The following is a 22,245-nucleotide window of genomic DNA, read 5'->3' as shown; positions in this document are numbered from 1 at the left end:
TTGAGTAGGCCGCGAGGGGAGTGCACCGCAAGTCATAGTGCCTTCCTGATGCGTTGCAGATGTGCAACGCGGCGCGTGAAGTCGATTGGAGACAGTTTCTCTGATGCCAGCGGACGCATGCTCTGGCTGATCTCATGCGCAGACAAACGAGCCAGGCGGCCTAGAAGCTGCCATTGCTCGGCAACAGGGAGGCGTTCGAAGCCGGGATGACGGCGTCGGGCGTGCTGCTGAATATCTTTCTGCAACAACGTGATCAGGCTGGCCAGCCCAGCATGTCGGCGAATGAATTCGGCGCTGGCTCGCAGGTGCTCACTCAGCTGACGGCGCCCGGTGGCGGGACTTGGTAGCAGGGGGCCCAGGCGCTGCGCTGACTGCCACAGCCAGAGCGCTAGAAGCAGGACTGCGGCGGCCAGCGTTTCAGGAAAGTAGCGTGCCATGAGCGTAACAAGGCTTTCCTTGTCGGCGCGGTATAGCAGCGTGACGTCACTGTCCTGGGTGATATACCAGAGCAGCCAGGCATTGTCATATTCGCCTATATGGGCGTTTTGCCAGATCCAGGGGTCCGTCATGACGGTAATCAAACCGTTGCCCCATGGCAGCTGCATCATGTGTGTAGCGGCTTCGCTGTTGGCCCAGGACTGGGCCAGATTCCTGGAGTCGTACAGATGAAACTCGTCGTCGAAACCGATATAGGCTGGCTCCTGTTCGTTTTCGAGATAAAGCTTGGTCAACGGCGCCCACTTTTCGGCAGGAGCGGGTTCAGCGTCCTGCTGATCCGTCTCCTCATCTTCCAGGTCGCGCGTCAGCAACTGCTGCACACCGATGGCGTCAAGCAGGAAGTCGCCGCTTTTTTTGCTCTGCTCATCCCACAACTGCTCGGCTACAAAAACGACATGTCCACCTCGGCTGGCCCAGTCCAGGACCTGCTGACTCTGGGCAGGTGACATACGGTCTCGTTCTGCAAGCAGCAGCAACGTATGGCCTATCGAAGGCAGCCCATTCAGCACCGCAAAAGAGTCACTGTGTTGAATGGTAATGGACCGCTCCTTCAGAAAGCGCTCGGCAGCCAGATAGGGGTTGTTCCGGGCCTCTGGACTGGGCCCTGCATCTTTCAGGGTCTCTGTCAGGGTGATGTACTTCCAGGCCCACAACCCTGTCAGCAGCAGGACGGCCACCATCAGAATAATCCACAGCGAATGCCGACGCGTCATGCAGACACCTGCGGACCAAACAGATGACGCCATTGGTGACAGAGCGCCTGAAGCGTTTCCTGGGAAGGCATGCGATGGCCATAGGCAAGCGCTTGCCATTGGGTCGTCACACCGTGCAGATAACCGGCCACATCGGCGTTGGGTATTGATCTGCCAAGCTCAAGGATTTCGCCTTCGGTATGCGCCTCCTTCAAGGGCAGATGAAAGTCATGCAAAAGACGGCTCAGCAGGCCTCGATAAAGCAACCCCAGTGCGCTGCGAGGGTCGTGTTGCCAGAGGCGCTCGGCTTCGCCAGGGATATCGGAAGGTAAACTGGTCGGGGCGACTTCCAGACCAAACAGCTGACGGGGCGTGTCGACAGGTCTGGCAGGTTTGGTGGCGATTCGCCGGGTAAAGAGGGTTAGCCAGACACGGTAACGCCAGAGCAGCACGCCAAGGCCTGCAATCAGTAACGTCCATAACAGGATCTCAATGAAGCGGGCCGCATGGGCAATAAGTGTTTCGAGGTCCCGCCAGTGGAGGCCATTGGATGACGTCACCGAGGCCTTGTTCTTGTCCTGCTGGCCGACGTGCCATTCCAGCTGGGTGCGCTCATTCCTGAAGGGCGGGCTCGCCAGTATGACGCCGATGTGCTGCCGGGCAACCTGACTGTTCAAGGGCTGGTTCAGCAGGCGAGGCGCATCCGGGCCGGCTGCTTCCTGAGGTGGCAGTGGGCAGATCGCTGCAGCTGACGGCTCATCTGCCAGGACGGGCGGCGGCGAAAGCAAAGCGCTCATGGCTCCGATCACAAGCAGCATGGGTATCGCACCTGTCAGGCGCTGGCGCAGGCGTCGAAAGGCCAGCTCAATGTCCCAGGCTTCCAGCGCTGTACGCCGGTTCAGATAAAGACTGAAGCCGCACGCCACATACACGGGCTCCCATACAAGGAGAACCAGTGCATATAGCAAATTTGTAAGGTGCTCCACCCAGAGCAGGCCATGAGCCTCAACATCGATCAGTTTGAGCCAATCGAGTTGCTCGACGATCTGCGAGGGAATGAAGATATAAATCAGGCCCAGAAGACCGAGATAAAGGGCCATTTCAATGTGCGCACCGGTAAGGGTCAACCAGAAGGCGGCCTGTGTATCTTGTTGCGTCAGGACCCGAACACGAGCCTGACGTGATGCGCCGGACAGGCCTTCAAGCTGCTGTACGGGTAATAGAAAGCTGCGCTTGGGCGTAAAACGTCTCCATAGAAGGCTGGGCAGCAGCTGTACGCTCAGCAACCGTGGATAAGCCATCAGCGCTTGTCTGGCCGTAATCGTTTCGCCAAAGAGCGCACGGGACAGAATATGCAGGGGTAGCCGCTCGAACAGTGGCTTCAACCACCAGAAAACCAGCATGGCGATGGAAGGATAATTCCAGAGGGCGGCGCTCAACAGGGCCAGAACAGGAAGGGTGAGCAGTGCCCAGCTGGTCATCAAGACACGCAGGTGTTCACGGGCGAGTCTCACGCCAAGATCCAGAGCTTCCCAAGGGCTACGGGGGCGGATAACCGCCTGGCTTTCACTCAGGCGCATGTCGATTTCTTCCTGCCAGCCCGAAATAACCTCCAACGGCCAGCCACAACAGCGCACCTGCGCTGTACTTGAGGGTAGGGCTGAGTGCAGCGCTTGAGGACCAATAGGCCTCGACAAAGGCGGCCAACGTTAACAGTACAAAGACACCGGCAATCATGCCAACACAGGGTTTGGCGGCATGTCGCAGGGCATCACTGCGGCGCAGCCGGCCCGGCGCCACCAGCGCCCAGCCCAGCTTCAGGCCTGCCGAGCCGGCCAGTGTAATCGCTGTCAGCTCAAATGCGCCGTGCCCTACCACGAAGGGCCAGAAGGTAGAGCCTGAGCCCAGTTGCGTCAGGTAACCTGCCACCGCACCAATGTTAAGCCCGTTGAACAACAGAAAGAACAGTGTCCCCAGGCCATACAGCAATCCGCCTGCAAATGTCTGAAAGGCAATTCCTATATTGTTGCGAATGTAATAGCCGAACATTTGCCAGTCCTGACTGCTGGCCCGCTCAGGCAGGGCGCCTATGCGCTGGGCATCCGGCCTGTACATGCTTTCCATATTGGCAACCTGGGCAGGGTCTAGCAGGCTATAGACCAGATCGGGGGTGTAGTAGACCAGCAAACCCATTACCAGAAGGCTGCCATAGAAGAGGGCGCTTGCTACAGCGACCAGGCGCCATTCTGCCCGGACCAGTCGAGGAAAATCTGCCAGCAGGAAGCCGAGCAATCGCTGCCGAATATTGCCCGGATGGCGATAGATGAGCTGGTGGCCACGCAACGTCAATTGGTGCAGGTGCTCAATCAGCTGGGGGCTGTAGCCACGTGCCTGAGCAAGTGCCAAGTGCTGGCACAGACGACGGTAGCTAGCAACAAATGCCTTGCTGTGTTCGAGCGTTGAAGTCGGGGTGCGTTTTTCCAGCGCAGACAACTGCTCACTGAAGCGAGCCCACTCAGCCTGGTAGCGCTGTTCGAAAGGCGCCTGCCTCATACGTGAGCCCCTAGCAGGGCTTGTGCAATTCGGTTCAGGCGCTCAGTGGCTTCGCTGCGGTTTACCCCCAGAGGCTCTGCCAGTAGTGCAGCCAGCTCGTCTCGACGGGATAGAGATAGCCCGTTCTGACGCTCGGCAAACGAGAGAATGGCCTGCTGCTCTATTAACCCCAGCGCAAATGGGGGGGGCAATGGAATGACGTCCTGTAAGGTAAAGCGCTCGTGTGGTTGCTCTTGGTGAACAACCAGGGTGCCTGCCACTAGATCTCCCAAGCGTTTGAAGCTGGGATGTAACAGGCTGCTCAGGATACCCATGGCATAGCCGAAGGGGAGAAGATCCACGACGCGCAACAGATTGCGTAGCAGCGAGCCGGACCAGCCCACCGGGGTGCCATCATCATTCAAAACGCGCAGTTTCATGAGCTGCTTGCCTGGTGAGCGGCCCTGGTTGAGCACTTCAAACAGCACCATGTACCACCAGCTGATCAGAAAAGTCAGCAGCGCGATCAAGCCAACCCCGACATGGCCCAGAAAGCCGAGCACAAGGTAGGCAAGCGCCATGATAGCGCCTCGAATAGCCAGGTCGATGGCATACGCCAGGGCGCGAGGTATGACGCTGGCAGGACGCAACATCAGGTCGATGGCTTCCGGGGTTTCGACGCGTAACAGCGTATCGAGTGGAAGTGGCATAGGTACAGGTGAGCCTTCTCTAGTGTGGGTCGGCACAAGAGGTTGCTCGGTGTTCACACAGTGTCATTGGATGAGAACCCCTACGCAGACTGGAACGACAAAAATAACCAGTCGGCAGGCAAGCGCTTCAGCACATTATCACTCCTTTGATAAGGTCATCACCCACGCCTGGTGCGTCTGTGCACGTTAACGCAGCTTGGCTATCCTGACGCACGGCTTGGAATTCATGGGTATCATGAATTCAATGACATACATACGGTCGCAGATACGGTCGCAGCCTGCGACATGATAAGCCTAGCGACCCATCAGGCGTATAGGCAACTGAAAAATCCAGAGTGCTCGACTCGAGGCGCTGATAGCTAGGAGAGCTTTGTCGTGAGCCGCACCATATTCTGGTATGACTTCGAAACCACAGGAACCAATCCACGCTGCGATCGCCCACTACAGGTGGCCGGCTTGCGAACGGATGAGGACCTTAACATTGTTGGCGAGCCGCTCAACCTGTATTGCCGCTTGGGCGACGATATCCTGCCGCATCCGGCTGCCTGCCTGATTACCGGCATTACGCCTGAGCGCCTCGAACGCGAGGGGCTTCCCGAGGCCACCTTCATGGCCCACCTGCATGCTCATATAAGCCAGCCGGGTACATGTACGGCTGGTTACAACACGCTGCGCTTTGATGATGAAGTGACACGGCATAGCCTGTATCGAAATTTCTACGATCCGTATGCGCGGGAATGGCAGGGCGGGAATACCCGCTGGGATCTGATCGATTTGCTACGTGCGGCTTATGCCTTGCGGCCGGAGGGCATCGAGTGGCCTCAGGATGAGGGGCGGGTGACCTTGAAGCTTGAGCGTCTTTCCCAGGCCAACGACCTGGAGCATGGTCAAGCACATGATGCTCTGTCGGATGTACACGCTACGATACAACTCGCTCGGCTGGTACGTGACCGGCAGCCACGGTTGTATCATTTCTTGTATCAGCTCAGACACAAACGTTCAGTGTTGGAGCACATTACGTTACTTAAACCGCTAGTCCACGTTTCGGGACGGTTTTCAGCCGAGCGTAATTTTCTTTCCATTGTATTGCCGCTTTGCTGGCATCCTCATAACCGTAATGCGTTAGTTGTCTGTGATCTTCACTTTGACCCAAACCCTATATTAGAGCTGGACGTTCAAACGCTACATCAAAAACTCTATACCCGGCGTGAGGACTTGTTGGCCAATGACGAACTGCCAGTACCGCTTAAACTTATCCAGATAAACCGATGCCCGGTGTTGGCACCTTTGGCTGTTCTAAGAGAGCAGGATCAGGAAAGACTGCAAGTAAATATGCAGATGTACAAGCAACGCGCAGCTCTTTTACAAAGTAAGGCAAAAATATGGCGAGACAAATTGTCGCAGATTTATCAAATAAAGGCTGAGAATGCAGTCTTTGATCCTGAACAGCAGCTGTACAATGGCTTTATATGTGAGAGCGATAGGCGCTTATGTGATGAAATTCGAAGCTGTGACCCTATTAAGTTGGTAGATAAAAGGTGGTTATTCACGGACGAACGTTTGCCTGAACTTTACTTCCGTTATCGGGCCCGAAACTTTTCCCATACTTTGACGGCTGAGGAGCAAGGGCGTTGGCATTCATTCTGCCGTGATCGTTTGATCAATAGTGAATTGGGCGCACCCAATACACTGTCCTCTTTTGAGGAAGCCTTGCATGCACTAGTGCAGACCGCCAGCGAATCACAGCAAGCCCTGCTCAATACATGGCGGGTACATGCGCAGCAGTTGAGAACTCGGTTCGGAGTTTAAAACCTTTTAAACACCTATAAAAAACGCCAGCATTGCTGGCGTTTTTTATCTAACTGACGGATATCAGTCGAGCAGGGTGGCCCAGCTCTCGACATCATCGGCGCCCCACTTGGCTTTCCACTCTTTCAGAGTCTTGTGGTTGCCGCCTTTGGTTTCGATAACTTCACCCGTATGCGGGTTCTTGTATTGCTTTACTTTGCGTGCACGCTTGGTGCCGCTGCCTTGAGTGCTCTTGGCATTACTGCGAGTGCCACGAGTGTTTTTGGCATCAGTGTCAAGAATAGCGATGATGTCACGCAGGGACTTGGAGTATTCACCCATCAATGCGCGCAGCTTTTCTTCGAATTCCAGTTCTTTTTTCAGTTTATCGTCTTGGGAAAGATTACGCAGGCGCTCCTGCAGCTCTTTAATAGCTTCTTCAGTGGCACGGTATTCATTGATAAGGGACATACATTTACCTGCAATGCAAGGGCTGGTCTTTTTTTAATGATAGTGTTGGCGTAACAACAAGTAAACCTACTATTAACTTTTTGCAAGCATAAAACAAGTTAATAAGCTTGATAAGCTTCAACTAACATTAAAACTCAGGCGCGATATTCATCGCCGCAAGTCGATGAAAGCTGAAGTTTTCCGTGCGCAAGGCTAGAATGGCGGCCTCCGTTTTTTCGAGGTTGTTCTATGCGCACTTTTCGTCTGGTGATTGCCTGCCCGGACGGCGTAGGTATAGTGGCCAAGGTAAGTAACTTCCTGGCGACTTACAATGGTTGGATTAGTGAAGCCAGCCACCACTCCGATACCGAGAGTGGCTGGTTCTTTATGCGTCACGAAATACGCGCCGATTCTTTACCCTTCGATTTAAAGGGTTTTTATCAGGCGTTTGCGCCAATAGCCAAAGAGTTCTCCATGCAGTGGCGCATTACCGACTCTGCGGTTAAAAAGCGTGTGGTACTTATGGCCAGCCGCGAATCCCATTGTTTGGCAGACTTGCTTCATCGCTGGCACAGTGGCGAACTGGATTGTGAAATTCCCTGTGTTATTTCCAATCATGATGCATTGCGCAGCATGGTCGAATGGCATGGTATTCCTTATTTCCATGTGCCGGTCGACCCGACTGACAAGCAGCCCGCCTTTGCCGAGGTCTCCCGGCTGATCGATGAGCATCAGGCCGATACTGTGGTGCTGGCGCGTTACATGCAGATCCTGCCGCCGGATCTGTGCCAGCGCTATGCGCATCAGGTCATCAATATCCATCACAGCTTTCTGCCGTCCTTCGTGGGGGCCAAGCCTTACCACCAGGCCGCCAAGCGGGGCGTAAAACTGATCGGGGCAACCTGTCACTTCGTGACTGAGGAGCTGGATGCTGGTCCGATCATCGAGCAAGATGTGGTGCGTATCACCCATCGTGACAATGTCGAGGACATGGTGCGTCTGGGCAAGGATGTTGAAAAGATGGTGCTGTCGCGTGGTCTGCGCTACCACTTGGAAGACCGTGTGCTGGTACATGGCAACAAGACGGTCGTCTTCAACTGATAGGTCCTGAGGTCTTATGAGCGATCCTTTCGAGCGTGCAGTGGCTTTTCCTCCTCCCGTCCTGGGGGAGGGATGTACGCAGCGCTACGACCCGGATGCGCTCAACGAAGACAGCGGCACTGATTTTCCGGGTGCCGCTGAGCTCTGGCAGAATCTCTTGGCTGGCTCTACGTCTGGCGAAAGCGAATCAGGCGATTAAGCAAGGGACGTCCCGCCAGGTGAATGAACACCGGGGCGCCTGCTATGAGATAGAAGTAGTACGTCACTGCTCGCCAGATCAGAATAGCTGCCGCTGCTGTCGACTTGCCCACCATGGGTGTAAGCAGCGCACCTGATGCCAACTCTGCACCTCCAGCGCCGCCGGGCAGCAGGCTTGCCTGTCCAGCGGTCAGGGCCAGCATCTGTATCAGAAAGGTCCACGCCCAAGGAGTGACGGCTCCCAGACCGACCAGCGTGATATACAAGATGCTGTTACGTAGCAACCAATGCAGAGCTGTCAGGCCAAACACCGCCGCCAGAGTGGAGTGAGGCATCCGCAAGCTTTCCTTCAAGGCATTGCGAAAGCGCAGTACCTTGCGTCCCCAGCGCAGGCGTCGTGACTGTTTTACGCCCAGGCGCTTCATGATTCGTCCATTGCTGCGCAAAACGGCGCGATGAAAGCGTGCCAATCCGAACAGCAGGACGATAATTCCTGTCATCAGGGCAGCCGTGCCTCCCAGCAGCAAACCTACGTGGGGATTCAGCGCATGGAAGAGGGCATAAATCAGGATGCCGATCAGCGCACAGACGAAAAACAGCAGATCGCTGATATGGTCCACTGCAAAGACTGCGGTGGCTTGTGCCGGTCGTACGCCGCGGCGTGCAAGAAGCGCCATCATGGTAAACGGACCGCCTGCACCGCCAGGCGTGGCGCAAATGGCAAATTCGGTTGCCATCACAATGCCCAGGGAGCGAAGGTGAGTGGTGCGATGCAGGCGTCTGAGTAGCAGGCGCAGGCGAACCGCATTGACGTTCCAGCACAGCACTATCATGCCCAGCATGAGCAGCAGCAGATCAAGTGGAAAGTCCCGTAGCTTGCCTAGTAGCCCGGTGCCGCCTAATAGAAGGGGAATGAGTGCTGCTGCCAGCAATGCACTGAGCAGCAGCCATACACCACGGCTCATGCCGCGAGACGCTCGTTGAAATAATGCCGGTTGAGCCATTCGATTTTATTGATGGGGGTGCGTCCTTCTGCCATCAGGCGTTTAAGTAGCCCCAGCCAGTAGTCCCTGGAAAATTCATGTCGCATATCGACAGGGTGTAGCCCCAGGCGAAGCAGGGGCGCTGACCGATGACGGAGAGCGGCTTGCTCGCTCATAAGCCAGGACATGCCTCTTCGCCATGGGCTTCTGGCACTCCATACCAACCCAGGCGCTTCTATCTGGCGATGGTCAGGTAGCAGATAAAAATGCTGAGGATCGCTGGTATACCGCAAGTCGGTCTGGCTCAGGGCACGACGTGTTCCTTCGCTCATCAACCAGGCTGGCGCCACAAACCCATGCAGAGGCCAGCCAAAGCGCTCAAACAGCGCAATGCCTTTCTCAAGACGCTCGCGGGCCTGTGCTTCATCAAGGGTGTAGAACTCACCCTCGTAGGTGTAAACTCTGCGCATGAACCAATCACGCGGATTCGTGGGCGCTGGGGCATCATCACAGTGGAAGTGGCCATGAAGCGCCAGTTCATCGCCGTGAGCCAGACGCTGATCCATGACTTTGATGAAGGCTGGATGCTGATCGATCGGGTTACGATGATGGAAATCGGGAACGACCAACAGCGTCATGGGCACATTGCCCAATGCGTCTACCGCCTCCACAAAGGGCTGATAATCTTTCCAGGTTTCTGGTGCCACATCATGTAGCACCAGCATGACATTGCGTTCAACCATGTGCAGCTACCGGCATTTCAGACGTACCCAGCACGGCATGATAGTGGGAGAGCAGGCCCGCAACTACTGTATCCCAGGCATGATGCGCCTCTACATGTTGGCGGGCCTGACGGCCCACGAGACGGGCATCGTCCTCGAAGAGCTCGCGTACGGTGGCCGCCATGGAAACTGGATCATGAGGTTGGCAAAGGCGTCCGGTATTGAAGGGAACGATTTCTGCCAGGGCGCCTGCCTTGACGGCAACAACCGGAATACCACAGGCCATGGCCTCGAGCGCCACCAAGCCAAACGTCTCCTGATGCCCTGCGTGCAGCAGCACGTCGCAACTGGCGACCAGGCGTGCAACTTCGGATGCCGGGCGAAAGCCATTCATGACCGTAACGTTGTCCGGTACATGGCTGGGCATATTCGAGCCCACTAACAGCAGGTGATAGGGCTTGCCCAACTGACGAGCAGTTTCCAGCAGGATGGGCAGATTCTTTTCCCGTGAACCGCGACCGGCAAACACCATCAGACGAGTAGACTCATCCAATCCGAGCTCGCGCTTGAAATGTGGGTCCCGCAAGGATGGATGGAACGTTTCAAGATCCACCCCTAACGGCTGCACATATACATTGCTCACGCCCATGCGCTCAAGCTTTTCGACCATGACCTTGCTCGGTGCCAGGACACGATCAAAGCTGCGGTACAGGCGTGCGATGTAGGTGCTCATGTTGCTGCCGAACCAGGTACCGAGCCGGTTGCTGGCCAAAAGCGGAAGGTCGGAGTGATAGAAACCGATAACGGGCACGTCCAGCCGGCGACCTGCGTCCAGTGCTGCCCAGGCTGTCATATAGGGGTCGCCCACTTCAATCAGATCAGGTTGCAGCTCGTGTAGTACGTTGCGCCACGGGCCGCGTCGGACTGGAAAGCGGTAGCCCTTTCCAAAGGGTAGGGGGGGCGATGGAATCTCGTAGATTCCGCCGTTTTGTCGATAGCTTTCTCCTGGAACAAGCACACTGTGCTGAACCCCAGGATAACGACGTAGACGGCGGTGTTTGGCATCAATATATGTGCGCACACCGCCGCTGGCAGGTGCATAAAACATGGTCATATCAGCAATATGCACGATGGAGCTTCCTCCGTTCGGCTTCTTATAAGAACCGTCTGAAACCACCGACATGAGCATTGTGGGTAAAAAGGATAATGCAGGCTCATGCGTTCAGATGTTCTCTCCCTGTGCCCATGAATGGACCATTACAGTAAAAAGACGTTCGCTAAGACCTTGTTCTAGAGCGAAAGCTTTCGCTTCGTTAGCTAAAGAACAAACACGACAGGGTCTCCCTGCGGCGCTACCGCAGGGAGACCTGAGCCAGGAAATAGAACGCGACGTCTTTCGAAGCGCCAAATATCAGTACGCGCTGGCGTGATCCAGCGTGCTGATATCTTCGGCACTCAACTGAAGGCGGGTGGCCTCTGCCAACTCCTTGAGCTGGTCAAGCGAGGTGGCGCTGGCAATGGGGGCCGTGACGCTGGGACGTGCCATGAGCCAGGCAAGGGCCACACGAGCTGGGGTCGCGTCATACTCCTCGGCCACTTCGTCCAGAGCTGACAGAATCGTAACGCCTCGCTCGGTCATGTATTTCTTCACGGAATCGCTGCGGGCACCCTTGATATCATCCTTGGTGCGGTACTTACCGGTCAGAAAGCCGCTGGCCAGTGAGTAATAGCTGATAACGCCCAGCCCCAACTCCTGTACGACAGGCTCAAGGTTCTTTTCATAGTCTTCACGCTCATAGAGGTTGTAGTGCGGCTGAAGACTGATATAGCCCGGAATCCCAAGACGCTGGGCAATCTGATGCGCTTCGCGTAGGCGTTCGGCACTGTAGTTGGATGCGCCGATAGCGCGGACCTTGCCTTGCTCGACCAGTTTGGCCAAGGCCTGCAGGGTTTCTTCCAAAGGCGTATCAGAATCGTCGATATGGGCTTGATACAGGTCGATATGATCGGTTTGCAGGCGCTTGAGGGAGTCCTCTACGGCCCGCTGAATATACTCGGCGCGTAAACCTTTCTTACCGTCCCCCATATCCATACCGACCTTGGTAGCCAGAACGATCTGGTCGCGTTTACCGCTCTTCTTCAACCAGTTGCCAATGATGGTTTCCGACTCACCGCCCTGATTGCCGGGTACCCAACGCTCGTAGACGTCAGCCGTATCGATGAAGTTGAGCCCGTGGTCGACCAGCCCATCAAGTAGAGTGAACGACTTGGCTTCATCAAGCGTCCAGCCGAATACGTTCCCACCCAAGGCAAGTGGAGAAACGTGCAGGCCGGATTGACCGAGTTGACGTGTGCTCATGGTGTTCTCCTTTTAACGACGATAGGACCGTCCGCTGCCAAGCGGCGAACAGACCTCAAAGGAGGTGTGACTAGAGTGAGCAGGGATCGTTCTGGACGCGGGCGTAAGGAAGGAGGAGCGAAAGGGTGGAGCCCCGGTCATTGACCGGGGCCAAAGGCGCTACTGTGTCTGGGAGACGGCGCGGTTCAGGGCACTGAAGAGGGCGCGGAAGCTGGCGGTTGTCAGGTTTTCGTCAATGCCGATGCCATGCAACGGACGGCCACCGTCCAGGCGGACCTCAATATAAGCTGCCGCCTTGGCATTGGCGCCCGCACCAATGGCGTGCTCATGATAATCCATGACTTCGATCTGGACCGGTAGAGCTGACACCAGCGCCTCCAGTGAGCCATTGCCGGTGCCTTGCCAATGCTGGGTTTCACCCTTGGCCATGACTTCAACGTTGACCGCGCTGATACCGTTCTCTTCCTGCAAGCGGTGACGCTTGAGCTGGTAAGGCGAAACGGCCTTCAGATACTCGTTATCAAGCAGGTCGTAAATCTGCTGTGCCGTCATTTCCAGCCCCAGGCGATCGGTTTCCTTCTGAACGACCTGGCTGAATTCGATCTGCATCCGACGCGGCAAGGTAATGCCATATTCCTGCTCAAGCAGATAGGTGATTCCTCCTTTGCCGGACTGGCTGTTGACCCGGATGACCGCCTCGTAGCTGCGACCAATGTCGGCGGGGTCGATCGGCAGGTAGGGCACTTCCCATAGGGTGTCCGGCTTCTGCTGGACGAAACCTTTGCGGATGGCATCCTGGTGTGAGCCCGAAAACGCGGTGTGCACCAGATCACCCACGTAGGGATGGCGGGGATGAACCGGCAACTGATTGCATTCCTCGACCACCTTGCGTACGGCATCGATGTCGGAGAAATCCAGTTTGGGATCGACTCCCTGGGTATAAAGATTCAGAGCCAGTGTCACAAGGTCCACGTTGCCGGTGCGCTCGCCATTGCCGAACAGGCAGCCCTCGACACGATCAGCGCCTGCCATCAGGCCCAGCTCGCTGGCTGCAACGCCAGTACCGCGGTCGTTATGAGTATGGAGGCTGACAAGCACGCTGTCGCGACGATTGACATGACGGCAGAACCACTCGATCTGATCCGCATAGACATTTGGCGTGGCCGCCTCGATGGTGGCGGGCAGGTTGAGGATCAGGCGGTTCTGTGGGGTCGGCTGGAAAACGTCGATCACGGCATTGCATACTTCGACGGCAAAATCCGTTTCCGTGGAGCTGAATACCTCAGGTGAGTACTCGAAACGCCACTGCGTCTGCGGATTGGCATCAGCCAGGCGCTTGATGACACGACCGGCATTGACGGCAATCGCCTTGACGCCTTCCTTGTCCTGGTTGAAGACGATGCGACGGAAGCTGGGCGCGCAGGCATTGTAGTAGTGCACGATTGCCTGCTTGGCACCTTTCAACGACTCGAAGGTGCGCTCGATCAAGTCCTCCCGCGCCTGGGTCAATACCTGAATGGTAACGTCATCCGGAATGTGGCCGTTTTCGATCAGCTCACGGACAAAATCAAAATCGGTCTGCGAGGCTGATGGGAAGCCTACCTCGATTTCCTTTACGCCTACCTGCACCAGCGTCTTGAAGAAACGCATTTTCTTCTCGCTGTCCATAGGCTCGATCAGAGACTGGTTTCCATCACGCAGGTCCGAACTCAGCCAGATAGGCGCTTCGGTAATGGTCTTGGACGGCCAGGTGCGGTTGGGCAGGTCGATAGTGGGAAACGCACGGTATTTCTTGGACGGATCGTTGAGCATGGCCATGAGAATAATCCTTTAGTTCTTGTTTCTTTCCGCGACCGTAAGAGCGGCGCCATAGTTAAATTGCCGGTCTTTCATTGCTGTTGATGGCGCTAGAAAGCACTGCGGCAAGTGAATTCGATGTGTGTCGAGTTCAGGGTCGCAGTCGCGGGCTGACCAGACGCAGGCAGGCGTGTTGCCGTAGCAGGATGAGGGTATGTGAAGTAGTCATACCCTCAACACTAGTGAGGAATGCCTTGAATGGCAAGCATGTTTAAAAAATTGGTATAAATCATCGTCAGATGATTTTTAGGGCAATAAAAACTTAAAAACTAGAAGATTATTGGATTATTTTTTGATTTGGGTAAAGAGTGTCCGAGCGATGGTTCGGATGTCTGGTCGCTTGGGAATATCAAACATGCGACCATAATGACTCACTGAGACTGGAAGCTGATACGTGATACCGCAGAGGCGTCCGCGACGTTTTGCCTGGCTTGGCTTGTTTGCCATGGCCATGGCCTTTGTCGCACCGGTGGTGTCCCAGGCTCTGGCAGCCCATCACGTCCACAGGCATGAGCATCATTACGATGGCATGACCCATTCTCTGGACAAGCAGCCGTCCGTATCGAATACCTTGCAGATTACACAGACGCCACACTGGGTGTATGTCGGGGAGAAATGCGGCTATTGCGATCTGCTGTTCAATAATCCGCCGCTTTCATCTGAATTCTTCATACGTCCGCCGCGCACACTGTATGACAGCCCGGTATACCTGGGCCTGGCTGCACGGGGATTTGCGCGGCTGCCCGTTTTTATAGGGGCCATGACCCGGGCGCCGCCTGCAGGTGTTTGAGCAACTCGATATTTTAGGTGCCTCGACGGCACGGTAATTCTGTTTTGTTCACGCTGGCGTCTGACGCCTGTAAGGTATTTTTATGCGTATTTTGTTGAGTCTTGTTGCTGCACTGCTTCTCACGCCCTATGCCATGGCACATGAGTATGAAACGGGTCAGCTGCATATTGATCATCCCTGGTCACGCGCTACGCCTCCCGGGGCGCCCACCGGAGCGGTTTACTTTGTCGTGCACAATCACGGTAAGCAGGCGGATCGGCTGTTAAGCACTGATTCGCCTGTCGCGGCTAGTGCTGAACTGCACACCACTATCAACAAGGATGGGATGATGGGCATGCGCCATATGGAGCAGGGGGCCGAGATCGCGTCCGGTGCCGAGTTGCGCCTGGAGCCTCAGGGTAATCACCTGATGCTGGTCGGGCTCAAGCAGCCTCTGGTTGCAGGACAGCGTTTTCCGCTGACGCTGCATTTCGAGAAGGCAGGCAATATTGAAGTACAAGTGGCTGTTCAGGATGACGCGCCTGACGCCCATGAGCATCATCATCAGCACTGATTCTTTTCCTTCGAGTCTGCCTGGATAGCCCTGACAGGGAATTCAGGCGGGTTAAAGGAAATAGAAATAGGTCGAGTAGCCGTCAGCTCAATTGGCATGTCGGCAAAGGGATTAGTGTGAAGGCAGTGATAAAAGAGGCATGACAATGCCTCTTTTATCACTAAGTGAGGCGAGCGCCTTCGTAGTCTTGGTAGACAACAGGTGCCGGTCAGGCTTCCTGTTCGTGAACGTCCTGCTCGGAATGAGCTTTTTGTTCAGCGATCTTCTGCACTTCCGCTTCGTAGACCTTGTCCATGACACTGGGACGTTTCCGCCAAGGTTTACGGTCAGGAGTCGATTGAGCCGCGTATGTGGTGATTTCACCACCATAGATGTTTTGAAAGCGCTGGGCCTGGCGTTCCAGTTCGGCGCGAAGTTCTTCTTTCGTCACTTTATTTAAATCTTCACTATTTGTTGTAGTCAAGGCGGTTGATACACGCTCAGGGCGAGCGTGTATTGCTACTGACCGCACGAGTCGATGGCCAAGTTGAAAAGATACTGAACGGCCATCAGGCTAAGCCCTATTTATATAAGGCCTAAACGGTCTTGTCACCTATTCTTAATGTATTGCGTTATTTTTCAGCCCTAATGAATGGGGCCTTTCGAAACACTTTCCAAGTATGGAAACGCTCCGAAACAGGGCCTTCCCGTCTGATCATGCCTGAAAGTGGTGCGCATCATTAGAGGAGGCAAGCGGTTAGAGCGCGAGCTAGAGCCCTTGTTCCCTGGTAGATGGAGAGTTGGCATTATTTTTTCTTGTCTATTTCACAAAGCATGGCGATGTGCCTGTAAGCCTTGACTCTTTATGCGCCCCGATGCGCCCGGGTAACGAAGCCTGAACACGTGTTTCACGACACCTGTTCGGGCTTTTTTTTGGAGCGAAAAAATGCACGGTAAGGTGGTATCGATTGGCGCTTTATTCTCTACCGACGGCACTTACCGGCGTATGGGCCGGAATGCCCTAGCGGGTGCAGAGCATGCCATTGCCGAGCTTAATGGAAGCGGTCACCTGGACTTTGAGCTTCGCCTGCATCATTTCAACCCCGAAGGTAGACCAGAGCGCTACAGTGAAGGGCTGGCTGAGCTGCATGCACAGGGAGTTCGGCACATTTTCGGGCCTATCACTTCGGCCAGCCGTAAGGACATCATCCCTGATCTTGAGCAGCGCAACAGTCTGCTCTGGTTTCCATGCCCTTATGAAGGGTTCGAAAGCAGTGAAAATGTCTTATACCTTGGGGGCTGTCCTAACCAGACGTTGATTCCCCTGCTGCGTTTTGCCATCGAGGCATTTGGTGACCGAGCCATGCTGATTGGCTCCAATTACGTATGGGGCTGGGAAAGCAACCGTATTGCCCGCGAGATCATGGAGGCAGCGGGTGGCGTCACTTGCGGTGAGAAGTATTTCCACTTGGGCATCACTGCGTTCGGCGAGGTGATCGAGGGTTTGCTCACCAGTCGGCCAACGTTCGTACTCAACAACCTGGTTGGCGAATCTTCTTATGCCTTTTTGCAGCAGCTGGACCAGGTGTGCGTCGAGCGTGATATGCGCCTGCCGGTGCTCAGCTGCAACTTTACCGAAGGGGAGCTGGTCGAGCTCGGACGCATGCAGGCCTTGCGGCTGTTTTCCTGCGGTCCTTACTTCGAAGCGGTTGACCCGGTGTTCAGCCTGCGTCAACGCCGTCGGCATGGGCCGCACCCTTATTCTCATTATTACGCCTGTACCTACGCCGGAGTGTATCTGCTGGCGGAGGCCTGCCAGAGAGGCGGCAACGATACACCAGCCGAGGTATGCAAAGCCCTGTATGCCGCACCGGTGAAAACAGCGTTGGGCGACCTACAGGTATCGCCCCGCAATAACCACACCAGTCTGCCGTGCTACATCGCCGAGCTTGAAGACGAGCGATTCGTGATCCGGCATGTCGAGCCCGCATTGTGTGAGGCGGACCCGTACCTGACGGCAACTGACCTCAGCGTATTTCGTACCCGGCGGCATGCCGTACCGTCCCGCCATTTGAGGATCGTCAAATGACTCTGCTTAAGCGTCCCGATTTCGAGAATACCCGTTTGCTGCTGGTGGATTGTGATGAACGCGCCCAGGCGAGTCTGCAAAAAAGCCTGCAGCGTCTGGGTGTTGCGGCATCGGTCGTGGCGCAGGATGCCGAAACCGGCCTGAATGATGTATTGGCGCTGGTCGTGGAACTGGATCAGTTCGCCAGCCCCGTGCTGTTGGCCGAGGCGAATAGGCGCGCTCTGCCGATCATCGCACTGACCCAGCACGAGACGCTGTCACAAATTCAGCGTGCGCTAGAGTTAGGCGCAACTGCGATGTTGAACAAGCCCATCACGCAGGGCTCGGTTTACACCACGCTGATGATGGCCATCGGGCTGCGCGACCGGCTGCGTGATGAGCAGCAGAAAGTCGTAGGTCTGCAAGACAAGGTGGACAGCCGCCCCCTCGTGGCTCAGGCGCTGGCATGGCTGATGGTCGAGCTGGACGTCACGGAAACGCAGGCCTACGAGCGTATCCGTCACCTTTCGATGCAAACCAACCGGAGCCTGGAAGAGATCTGCCTGGATCTGACCCAGGCGCATCGGCAGGATGCAAGGGAGGCTCGTTCATGACGGGCGTAGCCACCTTGTATCGTAGGCCCTCCGTCGTGATCGCATTGCTGTTCATTGTGGCAATCGTGTTGCTGGCTGTACTGGCGCCCTGGGTGGCGCCCTATGATCCTTCCGAGCAGTTCATCGAGGGGCTGACCTTGGAAGGTGCGCCATTACCGCCGGACGCGACGTATCACCTGGGAACGGATCTGCTGGGCCGTGATCTGCTGTCGCGTCTGCTCTATGGCGCACGAACCTCGTTATTCATCGGCGTGCTGGCCAATGGAATCGCCGTATTGATCGGTACGCTGGTTGGCCTTGCGGCGGGCTTCATACGCGGTTGGCTCGGAACGACCCTGATGCGGTTTACCGACCTCATGATGGCTTTTCCGGCGTTACTGCTGGCCATCGCCTTGGCGGCCATCTTTCAGCCCAGCGTGTGGATTGTGGCGCTGGTCATCGCCATGGTGAACTGGGTACAGATCGCCCGAGTGATCTATTCGGAAACCGTGGCGCTGTCGGCGCGGGATTTCGTTGAGGTCGAGCGTACCCTGGGTGCAAGCTCCATGCGCATTCTGTTTTCCCACCTATTGCCACATCTGGTACCTACGATTCTGGTCTGGGCCACGCTGGGCATCTCCACCACCGTATTGCTGGAAGCTACGTTGTCGTTTCTGGGTGTGGGGGTTCAACCGCCAACACCCAGCTGGGGCAACATCATTTTTGAAAGTCAGACCTACTTTACGTCAGCGCCCTGGCTGGTGCTGTTTCCCGGGGCGGCCATCGTACTGCTGTCGCTGTCGTTCAATCTGGTCGGTGACGCGTTGCGCGATGCCCTTGATCCGACGCTGAGGGGGAGAGGCTGATGTTGACCTTCATGACCCGTCGAGTGGCGTACGCATTGCTGATCCTGCTAGGGGTTACGCTGATTACCTATCTGCTCCTGTTCATGCTGCCGGCCGATCCGGCGCGACAGATCGCCGGGCGCAGCGCGACACCCGAGGTGGTCGAGAACATTCGCCATCAGTTGGGGCTGGATCTACCGTTCTACCAGCAATATTTCAACTACCTGAAAGGGCTGTTACACGGCGACCTGGGGCGCTCCTTTATCCAGCGCTCGGAGGTCTCTGAGCTGATTGGCTCACGTCTTGTGCCTTCGCTGCAGCTCATGGGGATGGGCATCCTGTTCGAGCTGATCATCGGGATCGGCCTGGGCATTATCGCCGCGCTCAAGCGGGATTCGTTTGCCGACCGCCTGCTCATGGCCTTTTCCTTCATAGGCGTGTCGTCCCCCCAGTTCATCGCCGCCATGCTTTTTCTGTACTTCTTTGCTGTAAAGCTTGGCTGGTTTCCCATGGGCGGGTATGGCGAGTTTCGCCACATTCTGTTGCCTGCTCTGACGCTGGGGCTCTTGGGGAGCGGCTGGTACTCGCGGATGGTGCGCTCTTCCATGATCGAGGCCTTGCATCAGGACTTTATTCGGACGGCGCGGGCCAAGGGGCTGAGTCGTCTGCGTGTGGTGTTTCGCCATGTGCTGCCTAACGCCATCGTTCCAATCATTCCGATGATCGGAGTCGATATTGGCATTTTTATGGGTGGGCTGGTGGTTGTGGAGTCAGTGTTCGGCTGGCCTGGCATCGGTCAGCTCGCCTGGCAGGCCATTCAGCAAGTGGACATTCCCGTCATTGTTGGCGTTACGACCGTCTCGGCCGTGGCGATTGTCGTGGGCAATCTGCTGGCTGATCTGGTGATTCCGCTGGTTGATCCGCGTATCGATGTGAAAAAGCACTAACGACATCTAAAAAGAGGCAGGAGCATGAGAAGGAACGCTTTATCCCTGGCCATTGCGGCTACGCTGTTCGCTGGCAACCTGCTGGCGGCCGAACCCAAGACGGGCGGCGAGGCGGTCATCACCTATCAGAACGATGTGGCGACACTGGATCCAGCCATTGGCTACGACTGGCAAAACTGGTCCATGATCAAAAGCCTGTTTGACAGGCTCGTCGACTACAAGCCCGGCACGACGGAGCTGATCTCGTCACTGGCCGAGCAGTACACCGTCTCTGATGACGGCACCGAGTACACCTTTACGCTGAAGAAAGGCGTCAAATTCCATAATGATCGCGAGTTGAAGGCCAGCGACGTGAAATATTCCCTGGAGCGGGCCGTCAACCCGAAAACCCAGAGTCCGGGCGCCGGATTTTTCTCGTCCATCCAGGGCTATGAAGACATGACCTCTGGCAAGAGCCAGACGCTGAGCGGGGTCACGACGCCTGATGAATACACCGTCAAGATAAAGCTGAATCAGCCTAACGCTACCTTCCTGCACATCATGGCGATCAACTTCGCCTCGGTCGTTCCGAAAGAGGCGGTCGAACAGTGGGGCGCTGACTTCGGCAAGCATCCGGTAGGTTCCGGTGCCTTCGAGCTGGCCGAGTGGAAGCTGGGCCAGCAGCTGGTCTTCAAGAAGAACCCGAACTACTTCCATGCTGGCGTACCGTATCTGGATAGCATCAAGTTCGAGATCGGCCAGGACCCGACGGTCTCCCTGATGCGCCTGCAAAAGGGGGAAGTGGACATCGCCGGGGATGGTGTGCCTCCCGCGCAATTCCTGCAATTCAAGAATAACCCGCAGCAGAAGGAGCTGATGGTCATCGGTGACCAGTTACAAACGGGATACCTCACACTGAAGACCACGCTGCCTCCGTTCGACAAGCTTGAGGTTCGAAAGGCCGTAAACATGGCGATCAGCAAGGACCGGATCGTTCGCATCATCAATGGTCGCGCCAAGCCAGCCAACCAGCCACTGCCGCCTGCCATGCCCGGGTATGACGCTGCGTTCAAGGGCTATGCTTACGATGTGGAGGGCGCCAAGAAGCTCCTGGCCGATGCAGGCTTTCCCAACGGTTTCGATACCGAGCTGTATGTGATGAATACCGACCCGCAGCCACGTATCGCCCAGTCCATCCAACAGGACCTGGCCAAGGTGGGTATTCGTGCACAGATCAAGTCCCTGGCGCAGGCCAACGTGATTGCGGCAGGTAGCGAGAAAGACAAGGCACCTATGGTGTGGTCGGGCGGTATGGCCTGGATCGCCGACTTCCCCGATCCATCAAATTTCTACGGCCCGATCCTGGGGTGCGAGGGGGCGGTAGCGGGTGGCTGGAACTGGGCCTTGTACTGCAACAAGGCGCTGGATGCCGAAGCGAAAAGGGCTGATTCGATGGCCAAACCCGAGCAGCAGGCCGAGCGGATTGCCTTATGGAAAAAGATCTTTACCGATGTCATGGCCGATGCGCCGTGGGTGCCGATCTTCAACGAGCAGCGCTTTACCGTGCGATCTGCTCGCATGGGCGGTGACGATGCGCTGTATGTCGACCCTGTCCACGTCCCCGTCAACTACGACTACATCTGGGTGAAGTGAATGTGCCAGAACTGCTTGGTTAAAACGATCCATAGCATCAACAGCCATTTCGGCTGGGACAACAGCTTCGAACCAACGGCCCGGGTTGCGCCCGGAACCGAGCTGGAGTTTCAGTGCCATGACTCCTCCAACGGCTACTTCAACGCACAGTCGGTCGCCGCCGATGTGTCCACGATGCCGTTCGACAAGATTAATCCGGTTACCGGGCCGATCTTTGTCGAAGGGGCCCAGCCAGGTGATGTGCTCAAGGTGACGATCGACAGCTTCAAGCCTTGCGGCTTTGGCTGGACCGCGAATATTCCAGGCTTTGGCCTGTTGGCCGATCAGTTCAAGGAACCGGCGTTGGCCTTGTGGCATTACGACAAGGAGAGCTTGGCACCCGCTGCGTTCGGCCAGTTCGGCAAAGTCCCGCTCAAGCCGTTTGCAGGCACACTTGGCGTTGCTCCGGCTGCGCCAGGGCTGCACTCCATCGTCCCGCCCCGTCGCGTGGGAGGCAACCTGGACATCCGCGATCTGGCCGCCGGCACTACCCTGTACCTGCCCGTGGAAGTGGAGGGGGCATTGTTTTCAATAGGGGATACCCATGCAGCCCAAGGTGACGGTGAGGTCTGCGGGACGGCCATCGAGAGCGCCATGGACGTGGTGGTGAAGCTGGACCTTATCAAGTCCACTCCCTTGGCCGCACCGCGCTTCAGTACGCCAGGGCCGGTAACCCGTCACCTGGATGCCATGGGGTACGAGGCCTTTACCGGTGTCGCGTCTGACCTGATGGATGCGGCTCGCCAGGCGGTGAGTGGCACAATCGACTGGCTCTGCCGTGAGCACGGTATGCCGGCCGAGCAAGCCTACATGCTGTGCTCGGTCTGCGGTGATCTGCGAATCAGTGAAGTGGTGGACATGCCGAACTGGGTGGTCTCGTTCTACTTCCCCAAAGTAGTCTTCAACTGA

The 22,245-nt window shown here is 56.3% G+C and carries 22 protein-coding genes; 11 read left to right on the top strand and 11 right to left on the bottom strand.

Annotated features, from left to right (window positions below):
• Nucleotides 1–32: 32 nt before the first annotated feature.
• From AC4LF3_RS14305 to AC4LF3_RS14290, 4 genes are read right to left on the bottom strand one after another with little or no spacing between them, the layout of a single operon-like run.
• Nucleotides 33–1,211, bottom strand: a complete 1,179-nt coding sequence (locus AC4LF3_RS14305; protein ID WP_491835527.1) for a DUF4350 domain-containing protein — start codon at nucleotides 1,209–1,211, stop codon at nucleotides 33–35.
• Nucleotides 1,208–2,770: a DUF4129 domain-containing protein gene (locus AC4LF3_RS14300; protein WP_491835525.1), complete on the bottom strand. Its 1,563-nt coding sequence runs from the start codon at nucleotides 2,768–2,770 to the stop codon at nucleotides 1,208–1,210. Before AC4LF3_RS14300 ends, AC4LF3_RS14305 begins: the two co-directional genes overlap by 4 nt.
• Nucleotides 2,757–3,743 (bottom strand): stage II sporulation protein M, encoded by a 987-nt coding sequence (locus AC4LF3_RS14295; RefSeq protein ID WP_491835523.1) that lies wholly within the window; start codon nucleotides 3,741–3,743, stop codon nucleotides 2,757–2,759. Before AC4LF3_RS14295 ends, AC4LF3_RS14300 begins: the two co-directional genes overlap by 14 nt.
• On the bottom strand, nucleotides 3,740–4,432 hold the full coding sequence (locus AC4LF3_RS14290) for an RDD family protein (RefSeq protein ID WP_491835521.1): 693 nt from the start codon (nucleotides 4,430–4,432) through the stop codon (nucleotides 3,740–3,742). Before AC4LF3_RS14290 ends, AC4LF3_RS14295 begins: the two co-directional genes overlap by 4 nt.
• Before the next feature lie 375 nt (nucleotides 4,433–4,807).
• On the opposite strand from AC4LF3_RS14290, the gene sbcB reads away from it, so the two are divergent.
• Nucleotides 4,808–6,241 (top strand): exodeoxyribonuclease I, encoded by a 1,434-nt coding sequence (sbcB, locus tag AC4LF3_RS14285; protein WP_491835519.1) that lies wholly within the window; start codon nucleotides 4,808–4,810, stop codon nucleotides 6,239–6,241.
• Between the two features lie 63 nt (nucleotides 6,242–6,304).
• On the opposite strand, the gene mvaT is transcribed toward sbcB, so the two are convergent.
• Nucleotides 6,305–6,691: a histone-like nucleoid-structuring protein MvaT gene (gene mvaT / locus AC4LF3_RS14280; RefSeq protein ID WP_019366367.1), complete on the bottom strand. Its 387-nt coding sequence runs from the start codon at nucleotides 6,689–6,691 to the stop codon at nucleotides 6,305–6,307.
• 228 nt (nucleotides 6,692–6,919) lie between these two features.
• Here mvaT and purU point away from each other — a divergent pair, with 228 nt between their 5' ends.
• Nucleotides 6,920–7,771 carry a formyltetrahydrofolate deformylase gene (gene purU / locus AC4LF3_RS14275; RefSeq protein WP_010795250.1) on the top strand — a complete coding sequence of 284 codons (852 nt, stop codon included), beginning with the start codon at nucleotides 6,920–6,922 and terminating at the stop codon, nucleotides 7,769–7,771.
• Between the two features lie 16 nt (nucleotides 7,772–7,787).
• Entirely contained in the window at nucleotides 7,788–7,970 is a 183-nt protein-coding gene (locus AC4LF3_RS14270) for a hypothetical protein (RefSeq protein ID WP_010795249.1), read from the top strand.
• Here the strand turns inward: AC4LF3_RS14270 and gpgF are convergent.
• The 5 genes from gpgF to leuA form a co-directional block, all read right to left on the bottom strand.
• Nucleotides 7,939–8,934: a glucosaminyl phosphatidylglycerol flippase gene (gpgF, locus tag AC4LF3_RS14265; RefSeq protein WP_491835516.1), complete on the bottom strand. Its 996-nt coding sequence runs from the start codon at nucleotides 8,932–8,934 to the stop codon at nucleotides 7,939–7,941. The two genes, AC4LF3_RS14270 and gpgF, sit on opposite strands and share 32 nt — an antisense overlap.
• Entirely contained in the window at nucleotides 8,931–9,695 is a 765-nt protein-coding gene (gpgD, locus tag AC4LF3_RS14260) for an N-acetylglucosaminyl phosphatidylglycerol deacetylase (RefSeq protein WP_491835514.1), read from the bottom strand. Before gpgD ends, gpgF begins: the two co-directional genes overlap by 4 nt.
• Nucleotides 9,688–10,803, bottom strand: coding sequence for an N-acetylglucosaminyl phosphatidylglycerol synthase (gene gpgS / locus AC4LF3_RS14255; RefSeq protein WP_074825166.1), 1,116 nt, complete (start codon nucleotides 10,801–10,803; stop codon nucleotides 9,688–9,690). Before gpgS ends, gpgD begins: the two co-directional genes overlap by 8 nt.
• A gap of 282 nt (nucleotides 10,804–11,085) precedes the next feature.
• Nucleotides 11,086–12,033: an aldo/keto reductase gene (locus AC4LF3_RS14250; protein WP_125887678.1), complete on the bottom strand. Its 948-nt coding sequence runs from the start codon at nucleotides 12,031–12,033 to the stop codon at nucleotides 11,086–11,088.
• Nucleotides 12,034–12,192: 159 nt separating this feature from the next.
• Nucleotides 12,193–13,851 (bottom strand): 2-isopropylmalate synthase, encoded by a 1,659-nt coding sequence (leuA, locus tag AC4LF3_RS14245; protein WP_019366361.1) that lies wholly within the window; start codon nucleotides 13,849–13,851, stop codon nucleotides 12,193–12,195.
• A gap of 433 nt (nucleotides 13,852–14,284) precedes the next feature.
• Here leuA and AC4LF3_RS14240 point away from each other — a divergent pair, with 433 nt between their 5' ends.
• Entirely contained in the window at nucleotides 14,285–14,680 is a 396-nt protein-coding gene (locus tag AC4LF3_RS14240; RefSeq protein WP_491835511.1) for a DUF2946 domain-containing protein, read from the top strand.
• Nucleotides 14,681–14,762: 82 nt separating this feature from the next.
• Nucleotides 14,763–15,233: a copper chaperone PCu(A)C gene (locus AC4LF3_RS14235; RefSeq protein WP_491835510.1), complete on the top strand. Its 471-nt coding sequence runs from the start codon at nucleotides 14,763–14,765 to the stop codon at nucleotides 15,231–15,233.
• Between the two features lie 208 nt (nucleotides 15,234–15,441).
• Here the strand turns inward: AC4LF3_RS14235 and AC4LF3_RS14230 are convergent, their stop codons facing one another.
• On the bottom strand, nucleotides 15,442–15,663 hold the full coding sequence (locus tag AC4LF3_RS14230) for a hypothetical protein (RefSeq protein WP_037029664.1): 222 nt from the start codon (nucleotides 15,661–15,663) through the stop codon (nucleotides 15,442–15,444).
• A gap of 495 nt (nucleotides 15,664–16,158) precedes the next feature.
• Between AC4LF3_RS14230 and AC4LF3_RS14225 the strand changes: the two genes are divergently transcribed.
• Genes AC4LF3_RS14225 through AC4LF3_RS14200 form a run of 6 tightly spaced genes read left to right on the top strand, consistent with a single transcriptional unit; the run spans nucleotide 16,159 to nucleotide 22,245 of the window.
• Complete coding sequence (locus AC4LF3_RS14225) at nucleotides 16,159–17,301, top strand: transporter substrate-binding protein (protein ID WP_491835509.1); 1,143 nt, start codon at nucleotides 16,159–16,161, stop codon at nucleotides 17,299–17,301.
• The gene (locus tag AC4LF3_RS14220; RefSeq protein WP_239381272.1) at nucleotides 17,298–17,894 is read left to right on the top strand and encodes an ANTAR domain-containing response regulator; all 597 of its coding nucleotides are present in this window, start codon (nucleotides 17,298–17,300) and stop codon (nucleotides 17,892–17,894) included. The genes AC4LF3_RS14225 and AC4LF3_RS14220 overlap by 4 nt, the downstream gene beginning before the upstream one ends.
• Nucleotides 17,891–18,739 carry an ABC transporter permease gene (locus AC4LF3_RS14215; protein WP_239381270.1) on the top strand — a complete coding sequence of 283 codons (849 nt, stop codon included), beginning with the start codon at nucleotides 17,891–17,893 and terminating at the stop codon, nucleotides 18,737–18,739. The genes AC4LF3_RS14220 and AC4LF3_RS14215 overlap by 4 nt, the downstream gene beginning before the upstream one ends.
• Nucleotides 18,739–19,665, top strand: coding sequence for an ABC transporter permease (locus AC4LF3_RS14210; RefSeq protein WP_491835508.1), 927 nt, complete (start codon nucleotides 18,739–18,741; stop codon nucleotides 19,663–19,665). The genes AC4LF3_RS14215 and AC4LF3_RS14210 overlap by 1 nt, the downstream gene beginning before the upstream one ends.
• 24 nt (nucleotides 19,666–19,689) lie before the next feature.
• Complete coding sequence (locus AC4LF3_RS14205) at nucleotides 19,690–21,297, top strand: ABC transporter substrate-binding protein (protein WP_491835507.1); 1,608 nt, start codon at nucleotides 19,690–19,692, stop codon at nucleotides 21,295–21,297.
• Nucleotides 21,298–22,245 (top strand): acetamidase/formamidase family protein, encoded by a 948-nt coding sequence (locus AC4LF3_RS14200; RefSeq protein WP_491835506.1) that lies wholly within the window; start codon nucleotides 21,298–21,300, stop codon nucleotides 22,243–22,245.

Source organism: Pseudomonas sp. C2.3V (assembly GCF_058536325.1).
Note: the sequence above shows the minus strand (reverse complement) of the source record. Positions and strands in the feature narration are given on the sequence as shown.

Bases quoted from the DNA above. Each gene is read 5' to 3' on its own strand.
- leuA (WP_019366361.1), bottom strand. From the start codon at position 13,851: ATGGCCATGCTCAACGATCCGTCCAAGAAATACCGTGCGTTTCCCACT.
- AC4LF3_RS14295 (WP_491835523.1), bottom strand. From the start codon at position 3,743: ATGAGGCAGGCGCCTTTCGAACAGCGCTACCAGGCTGAGTGGGCTCGC.
- gpgF (WP_491835516.1), bottom strand. From the start codon at position 8,934: ATGAGCCGTGGTGTATGGCTGCTGCTCAGTGCATTGCTGGCAGCAGCA.
- AC4LF3_RS14235 (WP_491835510.1), top strand. From the start codon at position 14,763: ATGCGTATTTTGTTGAGTCTTGTTGCTGCACTGCTTCTCACGCCCTAT.
- AC4LF3_RS14215 (WP_239381270.1), top strand. From the start codon at position 17,891: ATGACGGGCGTAGCCACCTTGTATCGTAGGCCCTCCGTCGTGATCGCA.
- AC4LF3_RS14225 (WP_491835509.1), top strand. From the start codon at position 16,159: ATGCACGGTAAGGTGGTATCGATTGGCGCTTTATTCTCTACCGACGGC.
- AC4LF3_RS14305 (WP_491835527.1), bottom strand. From the start codon at position 1,211: ATGACGCGTCGGCATTCGCTGTGGATTATTCTGATGGTGGCCGTCCTG.
- AC4LF3_RS14200 (WP_491835506.1), top strand. From the start codon at position 21,298: ATGTGCCAGAACTGCTTGGTTAAAACGATCCATAGCATCAACAGCCAT.
- purU (WP_010795250.1), top strand. From the start codon at position 6,920: ATGCGCACTTTTCGTCTGGTGATTGCCTGCCCGGACGGCGTAGGTATA.
- gpgD (WP_491835514.1), bottom strand. From the start codon at position 9,695: ATGGTTGAACGCAATGTCATGCTGGTGCTACATGATGTGGCACCAGAA.
- AC4LF3_RS14250 (WP_125887678.1), bottom strand. From the start codon at position 12,033: ATGAGCACACGTCAACTCGGTCAATCCGGCCTGCACGTTTCTCCACTT.
- AC4LF3_RS14270 (WP_010795249.1), top strand. From the start codon at position 7,788: ATGAGCGATCCTTTCGAGCGTGCAGTGGCTTTTCCTCCTCCCGTCCTG.
- AC4LF3_RS14205 (WP_491835507.1), top strand. From the start codon at position 19,690: ATGAGAAGGAACGCTTTATCCCTGGCCATTGCGGCTACGCTGTTCGCT.
- AC4LF3_RS14210 (WP_491835508.1), top strand. From the start codon at position 18,739: ATGTTGACCTTCATGACCCGTCGAGTGGCGTACGCATTGCTGATCCTG.
- mvaT (WP_019366367.1), bottom strand. From the start codon at position 6,691: ATGTCCCTTATCAATGAATACCGTGCCACTGAAGAAGCTATTAAAGAG.
- AC4LF3_RS14300 (WP_491835525.1), bottom strand. From the start codon at position 2,770: ATGCGCCTGAGTGAAAGCCAGGCGGTTATCCGCCCCCGTAGCCCTTGG.
- AC4LF3_RS14220 (WP_239381272.1), top strand. From the start codon at position 17,298: ATGACTCTGCTTAAGCGTCCCGATTTCGAGAATACCCGTTTGCTGCTG.
- AC4LF3_RS14290 (WP_491835521.1), bottom strand. From the start codon at position 4,432: ATGCCACTTCCACTCGATACGCTGTTACGCGTCGAAACCCCGGAAGCC.